At 59.3% G+C, this 17,965-nt stretch carries 14 protein-coding genes and 1 tRNA gene; 11 read left to right on the top strand and 4 right to left on the bottom strand.

The annotated features are described in order from the left end of the window. Positions 1-2: 2 nt before the first annotated feature. On the bottom strand, positions 3-398 hold the full coding sequence (locus tag GTA51_RS21585; protein WP_439333310.1) for a hypothetical protein: 396 nt from the start codon (positions 396-398) through the stop codon (positions 3-5). A gap of 31 nt (positions 399-429) precedes the next feature. Between GTA51_RS21585 and GTA51_RS20810 the strand changes: the two genes are divergently transcribed. From GTA51_RS20810 to GTA51_RS00210, 7 genes are all read left to right on the top strand, one after another. Beyond that, positions 430-918: a hypothetical protein gene (locus GTA51_RS20810; protein ID WP_246197864.1), complete on the top strand. Its 489-nt coding sequence runs from the start codon at positions 430-432 to the stop codon at positions 916-918. Positions 919-921: 3 nt separating this feature from the next. After that, entirely contained in the window at positions 922-1,191 is a 270-nt protein-coding gene (locus tag GTA51_RS20535) for a hypothetical protein (RefSeq protein WP_170300311.1), read from the top strand. Positions 1,192-1,534: 343 nt separating this feature from the next. Beyond that, a complete protein-coding gene (locus GTA51_RS00230) occupies positions 1,535-1,750 on the top strand; it encodes a helix-turn-helix domain-containing protein (protein WP_160957707.1) in 216 nt (71 codons plus the stop codon). Positions 1,751-1,759: 9 nt separating this feature from the next. After that, the gene (locus tag GTA51_RS00225; RefSeq protein WP_160957706.1) at positions 1,760-3,895 is read left to right on the top strand and encodes a type I restriction-modification system subunit M; all 2,136 of its coding nucleotides are present in this window, start codon (positions 1,760-1,762) and stop codon (positions 3,893-3,895) included. Beyond that, positions 3,892-5,223 carry a restriction endonuclease subunit S gene (locus GTA51_RS00220; protein WP_160957704.1) on the top strand — a complete coding sequence of 444 codons (1,332 nt, stop codon included), beginning with the start codon at positions 3,892-3,894 and terminating at the stop codon, positions 5,221-5,223. The genes GTA51_RS00225 and GTA51_RS00220 overlap by 4 nt, the downstream gene beginning before the upstream one ends. After that, positions 5,220-6,686: an ATP-binding protein gene (locus GTA51_RS00215; RefSeq protein WP_160957703.1), complete on the top strand. Its 1,467-nt coding sequence runs from the start codon at positions 5,220-5,222 to the stop codon at positions 6,684-6,686. The genes GTA51_RS00220 and GTA51_RS00215 overlap by 4 nt, the downstream gene beginning before the upstream one ends. 136 nt (positions 6,687-6,822) lie before the next feature. Beyond that, positions 6,823-9,870 carry a type I restriction endonuclease subunit R gene (locus GTA51_RS00210; RefSeq protein WP_160957701.1) on the top strand — a complete coding sequence of 1,016 codons (3,048 nt, stop codon included), beginning with the start codon at positions 6,823-6,825 and terminating at the stop codon, positions 9,868-9,870. Positions 9,871-9,966: 96 nt separating this feature from the next. Here GTA51_RS00210 and GTA51_RS00205 read toward each other — a convergent pair whose 3' ends face one another. The 3 genes from GTA51_RS00205 to GTA51_RS00195 form a co-directional block, all read right to left on the bottom strand. After that, positions 9,967-10,962 carry a site-specific integrase gene (locus GTA51_RS00205; RefSeq protein WP_160957700.1) on the bottom strand — a complete coding sequence of 332 codons (996 nt, stop codon included), beginning with the start codon at positions 10,960-10,962 and terminating at the stop codon, positions 9,967-9,969. Positions 10,963-10,987: 25 nt separating this feature from the next. Then, positions 10,988-11,611 carry an HAD family hydrolase gene (locus GTA51_RS00200; protein ID WP_160957698.1) on the bottom strand — a complete coding sequence of 208 codons (624 nt, stop codon included), beginning with the start codon at positions 11,609-11,611 and terminating at the stop codon, positions 10,988-10,990. 151 nt (positions 11,612-11,762) lie between these two features. Then, positions 11,763-11,849, bottom strand: a tRNA-Leu gene (locus GTA51_RS00195). 116 nt (positions 11,850-11,965) lie between these two features. Between GTA51_RS00195 and GTA51_RS00190 the strand changes: the two genes are divergently transcribed. From GTA51_RS00190 to GTA51_RS20530, 4 genes are read left to right on the top strand one after another with little or no spacing between them, the layout of a single operon-like run. Beyond that, complete coding sequence (locus GTA51_RS00190; protein WP_160957697.1) at positions 11,966-13,291, top strand: alkaline phosphatase family protein; 1,326 nt, start codon at positions 11,966-11,968, stop codon at positions 13,289-13,291. Then, a complete protein-coding gene (locus GTA51_RS00185) occupies positions 13,270-15,504 on the top strand; it encodes an ATP-dependent helicase (protein ID WP_160957695.1) in 2,235 nt (744 codons plus the stop codon). Before GTA51_RS00190 ends, GTA51_RS00185 begins: the two co-directional genes overlap by 22 nt. 39 nt (positions 15,505-15,543) lie before the next feature. Continuing rightward, a complete protein-coding gene (locus GTA51_RS00180; protein WP_160957694.1) occupies positions 15,544-17,748 on the top strand; it encodes a SpoIIE family protein phosphatase in 2,205 nt (734 codons plus the stop codon). A gap of 15 nt (positions 17,749-17,763) precedes the next feature. Next, positions 17,764-17,937, top strand: coding sequence for a hypothetical protein (locus GTA51_RS20530; RefSeq protein ID WP_170300313.1), 174 nt, complete (start codon positions 17,764-17,766; stop codon positions 17,935-17,937). The last annotated feature ends 28 nt before the right edge of the window (positions 17,938-17,965 follow it).

The raw sequence follows: 17,965 nt of genomic DNA, 5'->3' as shown, positions 1-17,965 counted from the left end.
TCTCAGGCGGCAAGGCCTTCAATCCCTGCCCGCCCGGCTGGCAAAAGCACTTCGACGTGTTCCGGGACCTGCACAATCACCGCGAAGGTTGGGCCAGGCCGGATGATCCAACCCGAGCCCGACTGCGCACGCCGGAACACGCGGACCTGCACAAAGCCCGTCTGATCCGATGGGGGACAGCGCCCGGCAAGGACGAACGCGCGGAGGCCAAGGACGCCGTCCACGCCTTCCTGCTCATGAAGATCGAAGAGGGACAGGTTACAAACCGCCCCGAGCTTCTTGCGGCGCTTCGGGAGGCCGACCTGGAGATCAACAGGGCAGGCAAGCACTACGTCACCGTCAAAGACCCAGCCAGCGGCGAAAAGCTTCGCCTCAAAGGGGGAATCTATGCCGAACACTGGCAACTCGCTGACCTCCCTGGCCGAGCGCATGCGGGCCAAGACCGAACAGGACCGACAGGAGCTCGAAGCCCTGACCCGGCAGCAATTCGACGCCTTGAGCAAGAGCTTGCAGCAGTCGTCGACCGCCGCGCTGCGTACAACCGAAGCCGCTATCCAGGAAAAGCTTGGGAAATTGGAAGAGCACATCGCCTCACGCTGCCAAACCCTGAGCTGGACCTTCGGCCGCAAATGGCTGCAAGCCCTGCTCCTGAGCATGGCCCTTCTGGCGGGGACGGCCTTGGGCGGTTGGGGCGTGGTGACCCTGCTCACACACAGGGTCAAGGCATTACAAGGGGAGATTCAGAGCCTAAATGTCAGCAAAACCGAGCTGGAGAACACCGCCGGCCAATTGGAAAAGCGGACCTGGGGATTGAAGCTCCTGGAGAACCAGGAGGGCCGGTTCATCATCCTGCCGCCGAAGACTTCGGCCCACACTGGCTGGACGGTGGGCAAACAGCAAGCCGTGAAATTGGAGTAGATAATGACGGAAATAGAACGCCTCATCACCTCCACTTTGACCGCATTGGAGCAGGAACTTCGCCAGATACAGGAAGAACAGGCTCAAAAACTTACAGAACAAGCGCGGGCTCTGACCTCCCATGCGGATGCCTTGCGCCAAATCCAGCAGCAGGTTTCGAATTTAAAAGCACAGCAGCGAGAATCAATGCAGCAATTGCAGTGCTTGAACGAGCTGTCAACGAGACTGGAGCCGTTATTGACTCGCTTAAACGTTATGCTGAGCCAAAAGTAGAGGAAATTAGCAGATGGCTCAGTCGAGAAAAAAATTTTGGTCGTTAAAATTCAACGGCAAAGGGCTAATTTGCATCTGCATGCAATTTCCCATAATTCCGGCTTGAGGAAATCAGATTGCCGTTGAAACGCGATACTGCTTTCGATGGCGTCCTTGGACTGATTGCTCATCTACCGGAGCCACCATCAAACCCCTCTCATCGGCTCAAATCGGCAAAGATCGATTGACATCACACAATTCGGTTCCCTATTCTACGCCACCTGCTTGGGGAGGTCGCGGCCTGACCTCGCGCCTGTCGTCGGCGAGCGTGGGCTCTTCACCCAAACACCTTTCGGAGATTGAAATGGTCGAAATCGAAGACCGCTGGTTGTCGATGACCGAGATATGCCAGCATCTCGGCGTCAGCAACGACACGGTATACAAGTGGATCGACAAGCATGGGATGCCGGCCCACCGTATGGGGCGTCTTTGGAAGTTCAAAAAAGACGAAGTGGACGGGTGGGTAAAGGCCGGCGGCGCGGCCGAACCTGTTGAGTCGGACAACAAGCGTAAGGAGTAGTACCGGATCATGGATCATGCGATGCATAACACCATTGTCAGCTTCATTTGGGGCATCGCTGACGATGTTCTGCGGGATGTCTATGTGCGAGGGAAATATCGCGACGTCATCCTGCCCATGATGGTCATTCGACGTCTTGACGCCGTGCTTGAGCCGACCAAGGAAGCCGTGCTCGCGATGAAAAAGCAGCTCGACGCGGCTGGCATCGCCAATCAGCACGCCGCTCTTGCTCAAGTTTCCCGGGAGGCCTTTTACAACGCCTCCCCCTTTACCCTGCGCGACCTGAAATCCCGGGCCAAGCAACAACAGCTTCGGGCCGATTTCGAAGCCTACCTGGACGGGTTTTCCCAAAACGTGCAGGAGATTCTCGACAAGTTCAAATTTCGCAATCAAATACAAACGCTTGTCGACGCGGACATTCTTGGCAGCCTTATCGAAAAGTTCCTGGACACCAAGATCAATCTGAGTCCCAAGCCTGTGCTTGACGACAAGGGCAATGAAAAACTGCCCGCCCTCGACAACCATGCCATGGGCACCATTTTCGAGGAGCTGATCCGCCGGTTCAACGAAGAAAACAACGAGGAGGCCGGGGAGCATTTCACGCCTCGCGATGTGGTCAAGCTCATGGCCGACCTGATCTTCCTTCCCGTGGTGGATCGGATCGAGTCAGGGTCGTTTCTTGTCTACGACGGAGCCTGCGGCACTGGCGGCATGTTGACCGTGGCCGAAGAACGCTTGAAAGAGCTGTCGCAAAGCCATGGCAAGGCGGTTGAAACGCACCTTTTCGGTCAGGAGGTGCAGCCGGAAACCTACGCCATTTCCAAGGCGGATTTGCTGCTCAAGGGAGAAGGCGAGGAGGCCGAAAACCTGAAATACGGCTCCACCCTGTCCAGCGACGCCTTCCCCTCCCACGAGTTCGATTTCATGCTTTCCAATCCGCCCTATGGCAAGAGCTGGAAGACCGATCTTGAGCGCCTGGGCGGCAAGGGCGACATTACGGACCCCCGTTTTGTCGTGCAGCACGGCGGTGATCCGGAATTCAAGATGATCACCCGCTCAAGCGACGGGCAGCTCATGTTCCTGGTCAACAAGCTGTCCAAGATGAAGCATGCCACCAAGCTCGGCAGCCGCATCGCCGAAGTCCACAACGGGTCTTCTCTGTTCACTGGCGACGCAGGCCAGGGTGAAAGCAACATCCGTCGCTGGATCATCGAGAACGACTGGCTGGAGGCGATCATCGCCTTGCCGGAAAACATGTTCTACAACACCGGTATTGCCACGTACGTCTGGATACTGACCAACCGCAAGTCCGAGGCGCGCAAAGGCAAGGTGCAGCTCATCGACGCCACGGGCTGGTCCGTGCCGCTCCGCAAGAATCTTGGCAAAAAGAACTGCGAGTTTTCCGAGGAACATATCCGGCAAATTTGCGAGCTGATCGTCAATCCCGTTCAAACCGAACAGTCCAAGATTTTTGCGAACGAAGCTTTTGGGTTCTGGAAGATCACGGTGGACCGCCCTTTGCGTCTCGCCACCGACTTGAGCCCCGCAAGGCTCGATCTTTTTGAAAAAGTCTGCAAAGCGGCCAAGGAAGAGCCCCTGCCCAAGCTGGCGCGGCGGGTTGCGAAGCTCCTTGGCGCTGGGCCGCATCTTGATTTCAACGTCGTCATGGACGCGGTTGAAACGGACGCCGACAAGCATGGCGTCAAGCTCACGGCCAAGCGCAAGAAGCTCCTCCAGGTCGAGCTTACGGTCACCGACGCATCGGCCTCACCCGTCGTCAAGAAGGTGCATAAGCCGGGGAAAACCCAACCAGACCCGCTGCACGGTTTGTATCCGGTCGAGATGGACGGCAAGACCCGGGTGGTGGAATACGAGTCGGACACCAGCCTCCGCGACACCGAGCAGATACCGTTGCTCGAAGAAGGCGGCATCGAGGCCTTTTTCAAACGCGAGGTTCTGCCCTACACACCGGACGCCTGGATTGATCCTGACAAGATTCTGATTGGTTATGAAGTTTCCTTTACGCGACATTTTTACAAGCCTATCCCCATGCGCACACTGGAGGAGATCAAGGCAGATATCTACGCGTTGGAGCAGGAGACTGATGGATTGCTTGAACAGATTGTCGGAAAGGTGGAAAGATGAATTCCAAGCTTTACCGACAGCACAAGGACTCTGGCATCACATGGCTTCCAACGATCCCTTCGGAATGGCAGAGTGAAAGAGCCAAGAATTTATTTTCTGAATCAAACCTTCCAGTCCGCGAAGAAGATGAAATTGTTACGTGTTTTCGTGATGGACAAGTTACTTTGAGAAAGAATCGTCGTGAACGGGGTTTCATGAATGCTTTACTCGAAGGAGGATATCAAGGCGTTCGGGTTAATCAACTTGTTGTCCATGCGATGGATGCCTTTGCAGGAGCTGTCGGCGTATCTGACAGTAACGGGAAATGCACTCCAGAATATGTTATTCTTAATGCAAAACATCCAACCATTAACCTTCAGTATTATGCTCTCCTCATCAGGGAAATGGCTAGACTGGATTTTATCAGAATAATATGCCCAGCTGTACGAGAGCGAGCCCCAAGGCTTAGATATCCGAATTTGGCTCGCATGTTTTTTCCTCTTCCGAGCAAAGAAGAACAAGACGATATTGTTCAGTATGTCAATAGCTGGAAGAAGAAAATTAATTGTTTTATTCGAAGAAAACGTCGACTTATCGCCCTCCTCAAAGAGCAAAGACAAAACATCATCAATAAGGCCATCACCCGAGGAATAAATCCTGATGTCACACTCAAACCTAGCGGTGTGCCGTGGCTTGGGGATATCCCGGAACATTGGCCAGTCATGAAACTCAAGAGATTGGTTTCAATGAAAAGTGGTGATGGCATTACCTCGTTGTCAATCTCTGAGCGCGGCGCTTATCCTGTTTATGGCGGGAATGGCCACCGTGGTTTCAGCTCCTCATACACTCATGATGGTGATTTTATCCTTGTTGGGCGGCAAGGGGCCTTGTGCGGAAATGTGCATTTAGTCAATGGCCGATTTTGGGCGTCTGAGCATGCTATAGTAACAACATTAAATGGGAACGATGATATACGTTGGCTTTCAGAGCTTCTCCGCGTGATGAATCTAAACCAATACTCTGAATCCGCAGCGCAACCAGGGATATCCGTTGAGAAAATAATGAACCTACAGATTCCTGCACCTCCACTTAATGAACAGTCTGATATTGCTTCCTATTTTTGCAATGAGTCTAAGAATATTGACATTGCTATCTCGAAAACAATGCGTGAAGTAGAACTTATGCGCGAATACCGTGCCCGCCTTATATCCGACGTCGTCACCGGCAAGGTGGATGTACGAAACATCGAGCTTGCGCCGGTACCCGAAGAAGAATTACTCGCTATCGAAGATGACGTCGAATCCATAGACGATGCTGAACAGGATGACATACCGGAGACGGAAGAATGAACCTCGACCGGCAGGCCGAGTATTACGTCGGTCTGGTGCATGAGCTGCGCAAACTCCCGGCTGAAACCGAGTGGGTGGAGTTCAAGCACAACAACGACACCCCGGATATGATCGGGGAATACCTCTCCGCCCTGGCCAACTCGGCGGCGCTGCTGGGCAAGGTCAATGCCTATCTGGTGTGGGGAGTGGATGACACGACCCACGACATCATTGGAACCACATTCAAGCCCGGCGCTGCCAAAATCGGCAATGAAGAGCTGGAAAACTGGCTGCTGCGGCTGCTGGCTCCCAAAATCAACTTCCGTTTTTTCGAGATATCAGTCGAGGACAAGCCCGTCGTGCTGCTGGAAATCGGCGCGGCGTTCCGGCACCCCGTGCGGTTCAAGGATCAGGAATATATCCGGGTCGGCTCCCATAAAACAAAGCTGAAAGAGCATCCTGAAAAGGAACGGGCGTTGTGGCGCGTTTTCGACCAGGTTCCGTTCGAGCGCGGCATTGCCTCCGAGCACGTGGGCGCGGAAGAGGTGCTGCGCTTGCTCGACTACCCCGCCTTTTTTGATTTGCTGGAATTGCCCCTCCCCGATGGCCGGGCGGCGATTCTTGAGGCTTTGGAGCACGACGGCATTATCCAATCCTGTCAGGCCGGCGATTGGAACATCACCAACATGGGGGCGATCCTTTTCGCCAAGAAGCTGGACGACTTTCCGAGCCTCAAGCGAAAGGCCATGCGCGTCATCCATTACAAGGGCAAGGGGCGTGTAGAAACCCTCCGCGAGCAGGTTGGCGGCAAGGGCTACGCCAGCGGGTTCGAGGGACTCATCAGCTTCATTATGGCGCTGGTGCCAAGCAACGAGGTCATCGGTCAGGCCTTGCGCAAGACCGTGCCCATGTACCCTGAACTTGCCGTCCGTGAGCTGGTGGCAAACGCACTCATCCACCAGGATTTTTTCATTACCGGCGCGGGACCGATGGTGGAGCTTTTCGACGATCGGATGGAAATCACCAACCCCGGCGTGCCGCTGGTTTCTACCGACCGTTTCATCGATACACCGCCCAAATCCCGCAACGAGACGCTGGCGTCGCTCATGCGCCGCTTCCGAATCTGCGAAGAACGAGGAAGTGGCATCGACAAGGTCGTATCCCAGACCGAACTTTTCCAACTGCCGGCCCCACTCTTCGAAACCGTGGAGGAGCACACACGGATTGTGCTCTTTGCCCACCGCGACCTTCGGGAGATGGATAAGGGCGACCGGATATGGGCCTGCTATCTGCACGCCTGTTTGCGCTACGTGCAGCGCGACTTCATGACCAACAGCACCCTGCGGGAACGGTTCGGCATCGACGCCAAGAACAGCGCCATGGCCTCGCGGATCATCCGCGACACCCTGGAGGCCGGGCGCATCCGCTGCCATGACGACACGGTGGGGAGCAAAGCGAAAAAGTACCTTCCCTGGTGGGCTTGATGCGGCTTCCGGATTTGTTTGACCGTTGCTTGACTGGCGAGGCCGCCAGAAGCCACCCAATGGGTGCAATGCTTTTAATTCTAGCGGTTAGCTTCGCAAAATTTGTTTGACGGTTGCTTGCTCGCAGGAGAACGGCATGCCCACGGATACCAGCGAAAAGGGCCTGGAGACGTTGATTTTTCGAGCTATGACCGGCCGGTCAGGCCTTTGCCGGAAAGCCTCCGAAGAGCCCGCCGAGCTTGCCGCGCCCTCGGAAAACACCGGATGGGTTGCCGGCGATCCGGGTGATTTCGACCGGGAACATGCCGTTGACCTGGCCAAGCTGCTCGCGTTTCTTAATGCCACCCAGCAGGATGTGGTCGAGAGCCTGGGAATTGGCGTTGAAGGCCCCAAGCGCGTCCAATTCCTGCACCGATTACAGGGCGAAATCGCCAAGCGTGGCGTGGTGGACGTGCTGCGTAGCGGCATCAAGCACCAATCAGCCAGCATCGAGCTTTTCTACGGTACGCCAAGCCCGGGAAACGCCAAAGCCGTCGAGCGGTTCGCAGCGAACATCTTCAGCGTCACCCGTCAACTCCGCTACAGCCGGGACGAAACCCAACTCGCCCTCGACATGGCCGCCTTCATCAACGGCCTGCCCGTCATCACCTTTGAACTGAAAAACAAGCTCACCAAGCAGACCGTAGACGATGCGGTGCAACAATATAAGCTCGATCGCGACGCAAGAGAGGTCTTGTTTCAGTTCGGACGCTGCCTTGTGCATTTCGCTGTGGACGATCACGAAGTGCGGATGTGCACCTATCTCAAGGGCAAACAGTCATGGTTTCTCCCCTTCAACAAGGGCTACAACGATGGCGCGGGCAATCCCCCAAATCCAGACGGCATTGCCACCGATTATCTTTGGAAGGAAATCCTTACCAAGGAAGGGTTGACCGACATTCTTGAGAACTATGCCCAGGTGGTGGTGGAAAAGGACCAGAAAACCGGCCGAAAGAAGCATAAGCAAATCTTCCCCCGCTACCACCAGTTAAAAGTGGTCCGTATGCTCTTGGCGGACGCCGAGACGTCAGGCCTCGGGAAACGCTACCTGATTCAGCATTCGGCCGGCAGCGGCAAGAGCAACTCCATTGCCTGGTTGGCGCATCAACTCGTTGGCCTGGAGAAGGCGGGCAACACGCTCTTCGATTCCGTCATTGTCGTTACGGATCGGCGCGTGCTCGACAAGCAGATTCGGGACACCATCAAGCAGTTTGCCCAGGTCTCGGCCACAGTCGGGCACGCTGAACACTCCGGCGACCTGCGAAAATTCCTCAAGTCCGGAAAAAAGATCATTATCACCACGGTCCAGAAGTTCCCCTTCATCCTCGACGAGATCGGAGACGAGCATCGGCGGAGCCATTTCGCCATCATCATCGACGAAGCGCACTCCAGCCAGGGAGGCCGGACGGCTGCCATGATGAACATGGCCCTGGCGGAGGGCCAGGAGACTGCCGGCACGGATGAGGAGGAGACGACCGAGGACAAGATCAACAAGATCATGGAAGGTCGCAAGATGCTGCCCAATGCCAGCTACTTCGCCTTCACCGCCACGCCGAAGAACAAGACCCTGGAAATTTTTGGTGAGCCGAGGCCGGAAGGCGACAAGGTCAGACACCTGCCGTTTCACGCCTACACAATGAAGCAGGCAATCCAAGAAGGCTTCATCCTGGATGTGTTGCAGCATTACACCCCGGTGGAGAGCTACTATCGTTTGGCCAAAAAGGTAGAGGACGACCCGCTTTTCGATGCAAAACGAGCGCAGAAAAAGTTGCGTCGCTACGTGGAGTCGCACCGGCACGCCATCCGGGAAAAGGCCGAAATCATGGTGGACCATTTCCATGAGCAGGTGGTCGGCCATCGTAAAATCGGCGGCCAGGCCCGAGCCATGGTCATCACCAACGGCATTGAGCGGGCCATCCAGTATTTCCATGCCTTTCAAGAATATCTCAAGGTGCGGAAGAGCCCGTACCAAGCCATCGTGGCATTTTCCGGCGAACAAGAGTACGGCGGGAAAAAGGTGACCGAAGCGACACTGAATGGGTTTCCGAGCAGCCAAATTCCGGACATGGTGCGCCAAGACCCATACCGCTTTCTAATCGTCGCTGATAAGTTTCAGACTGGCTACGATGAGCCCCTATTACATACAATGTATGTAGACAAGGCGCTATCCGGCATCAAAGCTGTGCAAACGCTCTCGCGCCTCAACCGAGCCCATCCATTAAAGCACGACACTTTTGTACTGGACTTTTATAACGACGCCGACACGATACAAAAATCGTTCTCCGATTATTACCGGACAACCATCCTCTCGGAAGAGACTGACCCGAACAAGCTGCACGACATCCGAGCTGACCTGGAAGGCCATCAAGTCTATTCCCAGGAGCAGGTTGGTAACTTCGTGAGTCGCTATCTTGCCGGTGCGGATCGCGACGCTCTTGACCCGATCCTGGATGCCTGTGTCGCCGGTTACAACGCCGACCTGGATGAAGATGGCCAAGTGGACTTTAAAGGGAAAGCCAAGGCCTTTGTGCGGACATACGGTTTTTTGGCTTCGATTCTTCCCTACAATAATTCAGATTGGGAAAAACTTTCGATTTTTCTGAACTTTCTCATCCCGAAGCTCCCCGCCCCCAAGGAAGATGACCTGTCCCGAGGCATTCTGGATGCCGTCGATATGGATAGCTACCGAGTCGAGGTGCAATCCGCACTGCAAATCGCACTCCCCGACGCGGACGCGGAGGTTGATCCCGTTCCCACCAGTGGCGGAGGCAGGATGCCGGAACCGGAGCTAGACCAACTCAGCAACATCATAAAAGCGTTCAACGATCAGTTCGGAAGCGTTGAATGGAAAGACGCCGACAAAATCCGCAAGGTCATCGCCGAGGAAATTCCCGTCAAGGTGAGCGCTGACATTGCCTACCAGAACGCGATGAAGAATTCCGACAAGCAAAATGCCAGGATAGAACATGACAAGGCCTTGCAACGTGTCGTCATCGATCTACTGGCAGACCATACAGAGCTTTTTAAACAATTTAGCGATAATCCTTCGTTCAAGAAATGGCTGGGTGATACGATTTTTGGGGTCACCTACCAAACATCAATACCTGTAAACGCAATAAGCACTATTGGGGGCCAATCTCAATAACTATCCAACGACAAGTGATTTGATTCCCAATACACACAGACACACCTTCTGACGCTTGTCGGATAATAGGCTCTGATCTTTAGGTTATTAAGATGTTCATCCTCGCTTCATCCCAGCCAACCTATCCGCCAGCCGTGCCGTTCTCAAATGCGTGTACCGTGCCAACATTTGCAGCGTTTTGTGTCCGGTGATGGCCTTGATTTCCATAACGTCCAAATCCGTAAGTTCAAAGAAACGGCTGGTGGCTTCGTGCCGCAGGTCATGAAAACGGAGATTCTCAAGCTTTGCCCTCTTGCACGCATATCTCATTGACGCCGTAATCTGCTCCGCTAAAAGGCCAAACACAGGCCCCTGATCCAAGCTTCGTGGCAGCTCGCGTAGGACAGCCAAGGCCCCTTCTGCAAGGGGGACTGTCCGGGCCTCGCTGTTCTTGGTTTCGGGTAAGAGGACGTATCGCCCTCGAATATTGACGTTCTTCCAGTGTAGGCTGGCGATTTCCTCCCGGCGCATAGCGGTTTCCAGAGCAAAGAGGATGACCGGCCTAAACCTGGGCGCAGCCGCAGCCAAGAGGCGCTCTTCCTCGCCATCTTCCAGGCGTCGGTCGCGGCCTTTGGCAGGCCTGGGCTTGGCGGCCAGCTCCACGGGGTTCTGCAGGCTTTCCATGCCCCAATCCGAGCGGGCGTAGTTGAAGAGCTTGGAGAGCAGGGCGAAATCCAGACGGATGGTGTTACCGCTCACCCCTTCGGCCTCGCGTTCCCGCCGGAAGTCGGCAATGTCCCGGGCGCGGATCGTGGCCATGATCCGATGGGCGATGGTCCGCTTCTGGAGGAACCTAGCCCGGTCGGTTTCCCGCTTAGCGTGCTTCAGGCGCGGGATATACTCCTCAATGTAGCGCTCAAGGCACTCGCTCAGCGTATATTGCTCGGCCTCCTTGGCGGACACGAAGAGGCTCTTGTTCATGGTCGTTTCGATGTCCTTGGCCCAGGCTTCGGCTTCCACCTTGGTGTCAAAGGTCTTGCATGTCGTGGGATAGCCCCGCTTGCGAATCCGGGCTTCCCACTGCGCTGCACCGCGTTTGCGTATGGTCGCCATGCTGCCTCCTTGGAAAATTCTAATCTCAACCGATCCCCAGGTAGCCAAGGACGCCCTGAAGGGAATGGACAACATGCCCATTTTCGCTCTCAAGCGAGCCGGCCTTTCGATCAAGCCATAAGGCGTGAAGCCCAAGATCACGGGGAGCCTGATAATCGTTTTGTAGCGAATCGCCGACCATAAGGAGCGCATCTGGGGCACAGCCGAGCCTTTCCCAGGCATATCGGTAGATGGGCACCTCGGGCTTGCGCGCGCCGACCTCGTAGGAAAAGGCGCACGCATCCAGGTCGAAAGGCAGGAGCTTGAGAAATGGCGCGCCGTAGGGCTTGGCGAGATTGGAGACCACCGCGATCTTGAGGCCATGTCCACGGAGCGCTTGCAGCGTTTGCGGGACCTCGGGGAAAAGGCGCATGGAGTCCGTTTCCTCGGCCACATGCGCTTCAAAGAAAGCGGCTTCCTCGTGGGACAACCCCGCTTCCCCGGCGAACTCCGCCAAGGAAACATCCCGCGTCATGATGGCTTGATAGCAATCGGCCGCCCCTTTCCCCCATCGCTTCATGATCAAGCGGTAAGGGAGCCGGGGGGATTCGATGTGACACAAGGTGCCGAAAGCGTCGAAAAGCACGCCCTTGATGTGCCGTTGCTCCATGCTCGCCCCCCGGGCATGCCCCTGGACCAAAAGGGTTTTCCAGACGGGAATTCCTGAGACATTTTCTGGAGCGAGTGGAGCAAAATTGGAGCAAAAAATCAAGATAACGAAAAATGGGCTACCGACAGAGTCAGTAACCCATTGAAATTTATGGTGCCCGAGGCCGGAATCGAACCGGCACGTCCCGAAGAACAAGGGATTTTAAGTCCCTGGCGTCTACCAGTTCCGCCACTCGGGCACCGAGACGGCTTTCTTGCCTTGAATCCGGCCGCACGTCAATTCCGCGTCTCCCAATGCACCGCACGCCCACCCACCGCGTAGCCAGACCCGCCCTTTCCTGTTACACACCCGGCCATGCCGCACGAACGAAAACAACTCGTTGTCCTGGGCCTCGACGGACTGCCGCTCTCCCTGGCCCGAACCCTGGCCGCCTCCGGCAGACTCCCCAACCTCGACCGGCTGCTCGCCATCGACGCCGCCAGCATCGAGGCCGAACTGCCCGAGCTCTCACCCGTCAACTGGACCTCGTTTTTAACCGCCGCCGGCCCCGGCCGACACGGCATCTTCGGCTTCGTCGGCATCGATCCGGCCAGCTACCGCCTCGGTCCTGTGGACGCTGGGACCATCGCCGCCCCGACCCTCATGGAACGCGCCAGCGCCGCCGGCCTTGTCGCCAAAATGATCAACATCCCCTGCGCAGCACCGGTCAAGCCCCTTAACGGAGCCATCATCGCCGGCTTCCCGGAAACCGACTTCGACCGGGCCGTCTATCCGCCGGAGTTGGCCCAAAATCTCAAGCTCGCCGGCTACCGCCTCGAAGCCGACACCAGCCGGGGCGCCGCCGATTTCGACGCACTGGCGAGAGGGCTTCGCGCCACCCTGGCCTCGCGCCGGGCCGCCCTGGAAATGCTCTGGGCCGGCGGCGACTTTGACCTCTTTATGCTGGTCGCCACCGAAACCGACCGGCTGTTTCATTTCTTCTTCCCGGCGGTTGCCCATCCCGAGCACCAGCTCCATGGTGCTGCCCTTGATCTGCTCACCGACTGGGACAAGCTCATCGGACTCGTTCTGGACCGCTACGAAGCCCTGCCCGGCCCCAAGCGCTTCATTGCCCTGGCCGACCACGGTTTTGTGGAGCTTGAGACCGAATTTGATTTAAACGTCTGGCTGGCCTCCAAGGGCCTTTTAAAGACCGAACCCGGGGCCAGCGGCGAATACGACGCCCGCATCGTGCCGCACCACACCGCTGCCTTTGCCCTGGACCCAGGCCGCATCTACATCAATATCAAGGAACGCTTCGCCCGGGGCGTCTTTCATGAGCACATAGCCGAACGGCTCGCCAACGAATTGCGCGACGAGTTGTTAACCGTTGTCCTTGACGGCCGGCCGGTCTTTGAGTCCATCCATCTGCGCGGTGAAATCTATGCCGGTCCGCAAGTGCGCCGTGCCCCGGATCTCATCTGCGTCGGCCGGGCCGGTGTCAGCCTCACCGCCAAATACAACCGCACGGAACTGACCGGACGCTTCGGCCGCTTTGGCTGCCACAGCCCCCATGACGCCCTGTGGTGCGACAGCGAGGGCTCCCGCCCGGCCCGCACCTCCGACGCCGGGGCCGTCGTTGCTTCGTATTTCAATCTCCCCGAACCCAAAGAGCATCCATGGATTTCGAGCGCGAGCTAAACTCCGCCCAGCACCAAGCCGTTGTCACCACCGAAGGTCCGGTCCTGGTCATCGCCGGAGCCGGCAGCGGCAAGACCCGCACCATCGTCTACCGGCTGGCCCATCTGGTGGCCAGGGGGGTGGAGCCGGCCTCCATCCTGCTCCTGACCTTTACCCGCAAGGCGTCCCAGGAGATGCTGACCCGGGCCGGGCTGCTGCTGGCCCTTGGTTCCCAGGGCATTTCGGGCGTGGCCGGCGGCACCTTCCACGCTTTTGCCTTTGCCACGCTGCGCCGCTACCACGAGGCCGCCGGTTTCCCCACCGGCTTTACCTGCCTGGACAGTTCGGACTGCGAGGATATCCTGGGCCAGTGCAAGACCAAGCTGGGCCTGGGCAAGGGCGACCGCTCGTTTCCCCGCCGCAGCGCCATTTTGGGCATGCTCTCCAAGTCGCGCAACAAGGAGCTCGATGTCGGCGACATCATCTCCCGCGAGGCCTTCCATCTGCTCCCCTACGCCGAGGGCATCGACAGCCTGGGGCAGGCCTACACGACCTTTAAAACCCAGCACAATCTCCTGGACTACGACGATCTGCTCTTCTCCCTGGAACGCATGCTGACGGAGTCGCCGGAACTGGCCGAGCATCTGCGCCAGCGCCACCGCTACATCATGGTGGACGAATACCAGGACACCAACAAGGTCCAGGCCCGGCTCACGCGCCTTTTGGCCCCGGCCTCGGGCAACGTCATGGCTGTTGGCGACGACGCCCAGTCCATCTACGCCTTTCGCGGCGCGTCCGTGGAAAACATTCTCGATTTTCCGACCTATTTTCCCGGTACCACGCTGATCAAGCTGGAACGCAACTACCGCTCCACCCAGCCGATTTTAAATCTCACCAACGCCATTCTGGACGGGGCGGCGCGCAAGTTCGACAAGCGGCTCTATACCACCCGCGAGGACGGCCCCACCCCGGAGTGCATGCGGCCGTTTTCCGATCTCACCCAGGCGGCCATGGCTGCGGCCAAGGTGCGCGAACTGACCGCCACCTATCCGCTGCATGAAATCGCCGTGCTCTTTCGGGCCGGCTACCAGTCCTATCCCCTGGAAGTGGAACTGGGCAAACTCGGCATCCCGTTTCAAAAATACGGCGGCCAGAAGTTTTCCGAGGCCGCCCATATTAAAGACGTGTTGTCGTATCTGCGGCTGGCCCGCAACACGGCGGATTTTCCGGCCTGGTCCCGGGTGCTGGCCTTTGTGCCGGGCATTGGTCCCAAGACCGCCACAAAGATCTTTGAGGCCATCCGGGCCGGCGACCGGGCGGTTTTGGGCAAGCTGGCGGCCAAAACAGCGGAATTTAAGGCGCTGATCGAATTTCTCGACGCTCTGCGCGCCTTGCCGCCCCATCCGGCCGAACTGCTCTCCAAGGTCATCGAGGCCTATGCACCGCTTTTGGCCGAAAAGTACCCCGAGGACTATCCGCGCCGCCAGGCCGGCCTGGAGCAGCTCGAACAGATCGCCGCCAGCTACGCCGACCTCGACGCCTTCCTGGCCGATCTGGTCCTGGAAAACCCGGACCAGGACCATAAAAAGGCCCGCGAAGACCATCTGGTCTTATCCACCGTGCATTCGGCCAAGGGCCTGGAATGGTCGGCGGTGCTTTTAATCGACCTCGTGGACGAGCGTTTCCCCTCGCGCCACGCCTTGTCCCGGGCCGACGATCTGGAAGAGGAGCGCCGACTACTCTACGTGGCCTGCACCCGGGCCAGAGAGTATCTGGGCCTGTTTGCCCCGGAGACGATTTACCAGCGCCAGGGCGGCGGCTGTACCCCGGCCATGCCGAGCCTGTTTTTGCGCGAACTCCCCACCGACGTCCTGGACGAACGCCGCGAACGCTTAGGTGGCAACCGGGCGGCCAGCTTTGCGGCCTGCCCCACGCCCCGGACCGGGGCCAGCGCCGGCCAGACCTCCCAGCCACCGCTGCGCCAGCCCATCCGCCGGGCCACCTCGGCCCCGCTTTCAGCCAAGGTCGCGGCCCCGGGCACCGGAGCGGGTGGCGGGTCGAGTGCCGGGTCGCCCGCCACCTCGGCTGCCGCCATGGGCTATTGCCAGCACAAGATTTTTGGGCGCGGCAAGATCATCGCCATCCTGGATGACGGCAAATACCGCATCAATTTCCCCAATTTCGGCCCCAAGGTCATCCTTGCCGCGTATTTGAAAATGGAGGATGCTTCCTAACAACGCACATCCCGCCACCTGTCGCCCTTTGGAGTCGCCGTGCGCATCCGCTGGAAACTGTTTTGGCTCTTGGCCGCCCTTTCGCTCGTGCCGCTGCTGGCGCTGCGCGTCAACAACCAGCGGGCTCTCTCGCATCTGGCCGAGCGTCTGTCCGCCCGGGTCGGCGCGCATCTGGTGGCCGAGGCCCAGTCCCGCTTGCAGCGCACCGTGGAAGACCACGCCCGGCTGCTGGCCGCCCGCCGCCAGACCCTGGTCCTGGCCGTGGCCATGCAGGCCGACGTGGTGCGGCAAGCCCTGGCCGCCGCCCCCAACGACACTCCCCCGGACCTGTCCGAAGCCGTCGTCATGCCCCCCGAGAGCCCGGGGATGGGGATGGGCCGTTTCCAGCCGCCCCCGGCCGAGGCCGGTTTCAGCGAAACCCCGGACTATTTTCGCATCCTGCCCGACGGCCAACGACTGCCCCTGCCCATTGCCGCCGAGCGCCTTCTGCTGCGCCTGCCCCAGGGAACCGACGCGGCCAAGGCCCCTCCCCAGGCCGTTGCCCTGGCCGCCCTGGCCAAACCTATGCGCCGCATCGCCGCCCTGGCCGGCCCACTCGTCCATTTCCAAACCACCGTGCTGGCCGATGGGCTGACTGCCGTCTTCCCGGCCATCCCCGGCTTTCCCCGGCGCTACGACCCGACCCAGGCCCCGTGGTATCGGGCCGCCCTGGCCGCAACCGGCCCGGTCTGGACCCCGCCCCAGGCCGAACCCGGCACAGGCCGCATCGCGGTGGCCGTGGCCTGTGCGGTGCCGGCCCCCAATGGCACCATGGCCGGGGCCACGGCTGTCTTTACGCCGCTCGATGACCTGCTCGCCTCGGTCTCCAGCCCGGGCCACATTGCCGGCGACGTGGAAACGCTGCTTGTCCTGGCCGAGCCGGGCGGGTCTGGCCCGGCGCGCCTGCTGGTCGAAGCCGGCGAAGTGGCCCGAAACCCGCGCCACGGCGGGCACGGCTGGCAGACCTTCGTCACGCCCTCGCCCCTGGCTTCGCCCGATGCCGAAGTCCTCTCCGCCATGGCCGCCGACGTGGCCGCCGGCACTCCCGGCGTGCGGCGTCTGACCTACAACGACCGCGACTGTCTGGCCGCTTACGCCCAAACCGGCGAGGGCGAGGCGCTGTTGCAGATCGCCCCGGTGGCCGAGCTTTTGGCCGAAGCCACGGCCGTGGCCGATGACGTCAAAGCCAGTATCCAACAACTCTACATCTTCGGCACCGTCATCGCCCTGGCCGTCATGCTGGCCCTGGCCTTTATTTCGCTCTACGCCTCGCGCGCCGTCACCCGGCCCATCCTGGCCCTGACCGACGCCGCCAGACGCCTGACGGCCGGCGATTTTTCCGTGCGCGTGCCGGCCCGGGGCAGCGACGAGATCGCCGCGCTTGGCCGGGCATTCAACACCCTCGCCCCCACCCTCGACGCCCATCTGCGCCTGTGCGAGAGCCTGTCCCTGGCTAGCGAAATCCAGCGCAGCCTGCTCCCGGCCCACCCGCCGGCCGTCCCCGGACTGCGGCTTGCCGCCGTGTGCCGCTACTGCGACGAAACCGGCGGCGACTATTTCGACTTTTTGCCCTTTGACGGCCCCAAAGCCGGCCTCGTCGGCCTGACCGTGGGCGACGTCACCGGCCATGGCCTGGAAGCCGCCCTGCTCATGACCACCGCCCGGGCGCTCTTGCGCCCACGCGCCGCCGCAGCCGGCACGCCGGCCGACGTACTCGTCGACGTCAACCGGGAACTGGCCCGCGACACCCTGGGCACCGGCCGGTTCATGACCCTTTTTTATATGGAGATCGATCCGGCCGCCCGCACGGCGGCCTACGCCCGGGCCGGACACGATCCGGCCCTGCGCCACAATCCGGCCACCGGCCAGACCACGGAACTGACCTGCCGGGGCATGATCCTCGGCGCCACCGACGACGCCCGCTACGAAACCGGCCACGTCGCCGGGCTGGCCCCGGGCGAAATCCTTTTGATCGGTTCCGACGGCCTGTGGGAGGCGCGCAACGCCGCCGGCGAAATGTTTGGCAAGGCGCGCACCCGGGAAGTCCTGGCCGCCGCCGCCCCGCACGGCCCCCAGGCCGTATGCGATGCCCTCATGGCCGCCCTGGACGCCTTTCGGGGCGACATTCCCCTGGCCGACGACGTCACCCTGCTCGCCGCCACTCTGGCCGAATCCGGCCCAACCACTCCAACCGGCACCGCCTGACACAAGGAAAACGCCATGCTCATCAACGAAAACGACGCCAAATTCAAATACTGTCCGCTACTCAAAACCCACGACGACAAGATGAAATTCTGCCAGGGTGCCATGTGCATGCTGTGGCGCACCGCCGAACCCGACACCGGCTACTGCGGTCTGGCCGGACCGCCTGCCGCCCTGGCCGCCAAAGCCTGAACCCGGTCTTCCCACGGCCTGGGCCGCC

It is taken from the genome of Solidesulfovibrio aerotolerans (assembly GCF_009856865.1).
Taxonomy (GTDB): domain Bacteria; phylum Desulfobacterota; class Desulfovibrionia; order Desulfovibrionales; family Desulfovibrionaceae; genus Solidesulfovibrio; species Solidesulfovibrio aerotolerans.
The sequence above is the reverse complement of the archived record's forward strand: the minus strand, read 5'-3'. Positions and strand labels throughout refer to the sequence as shown.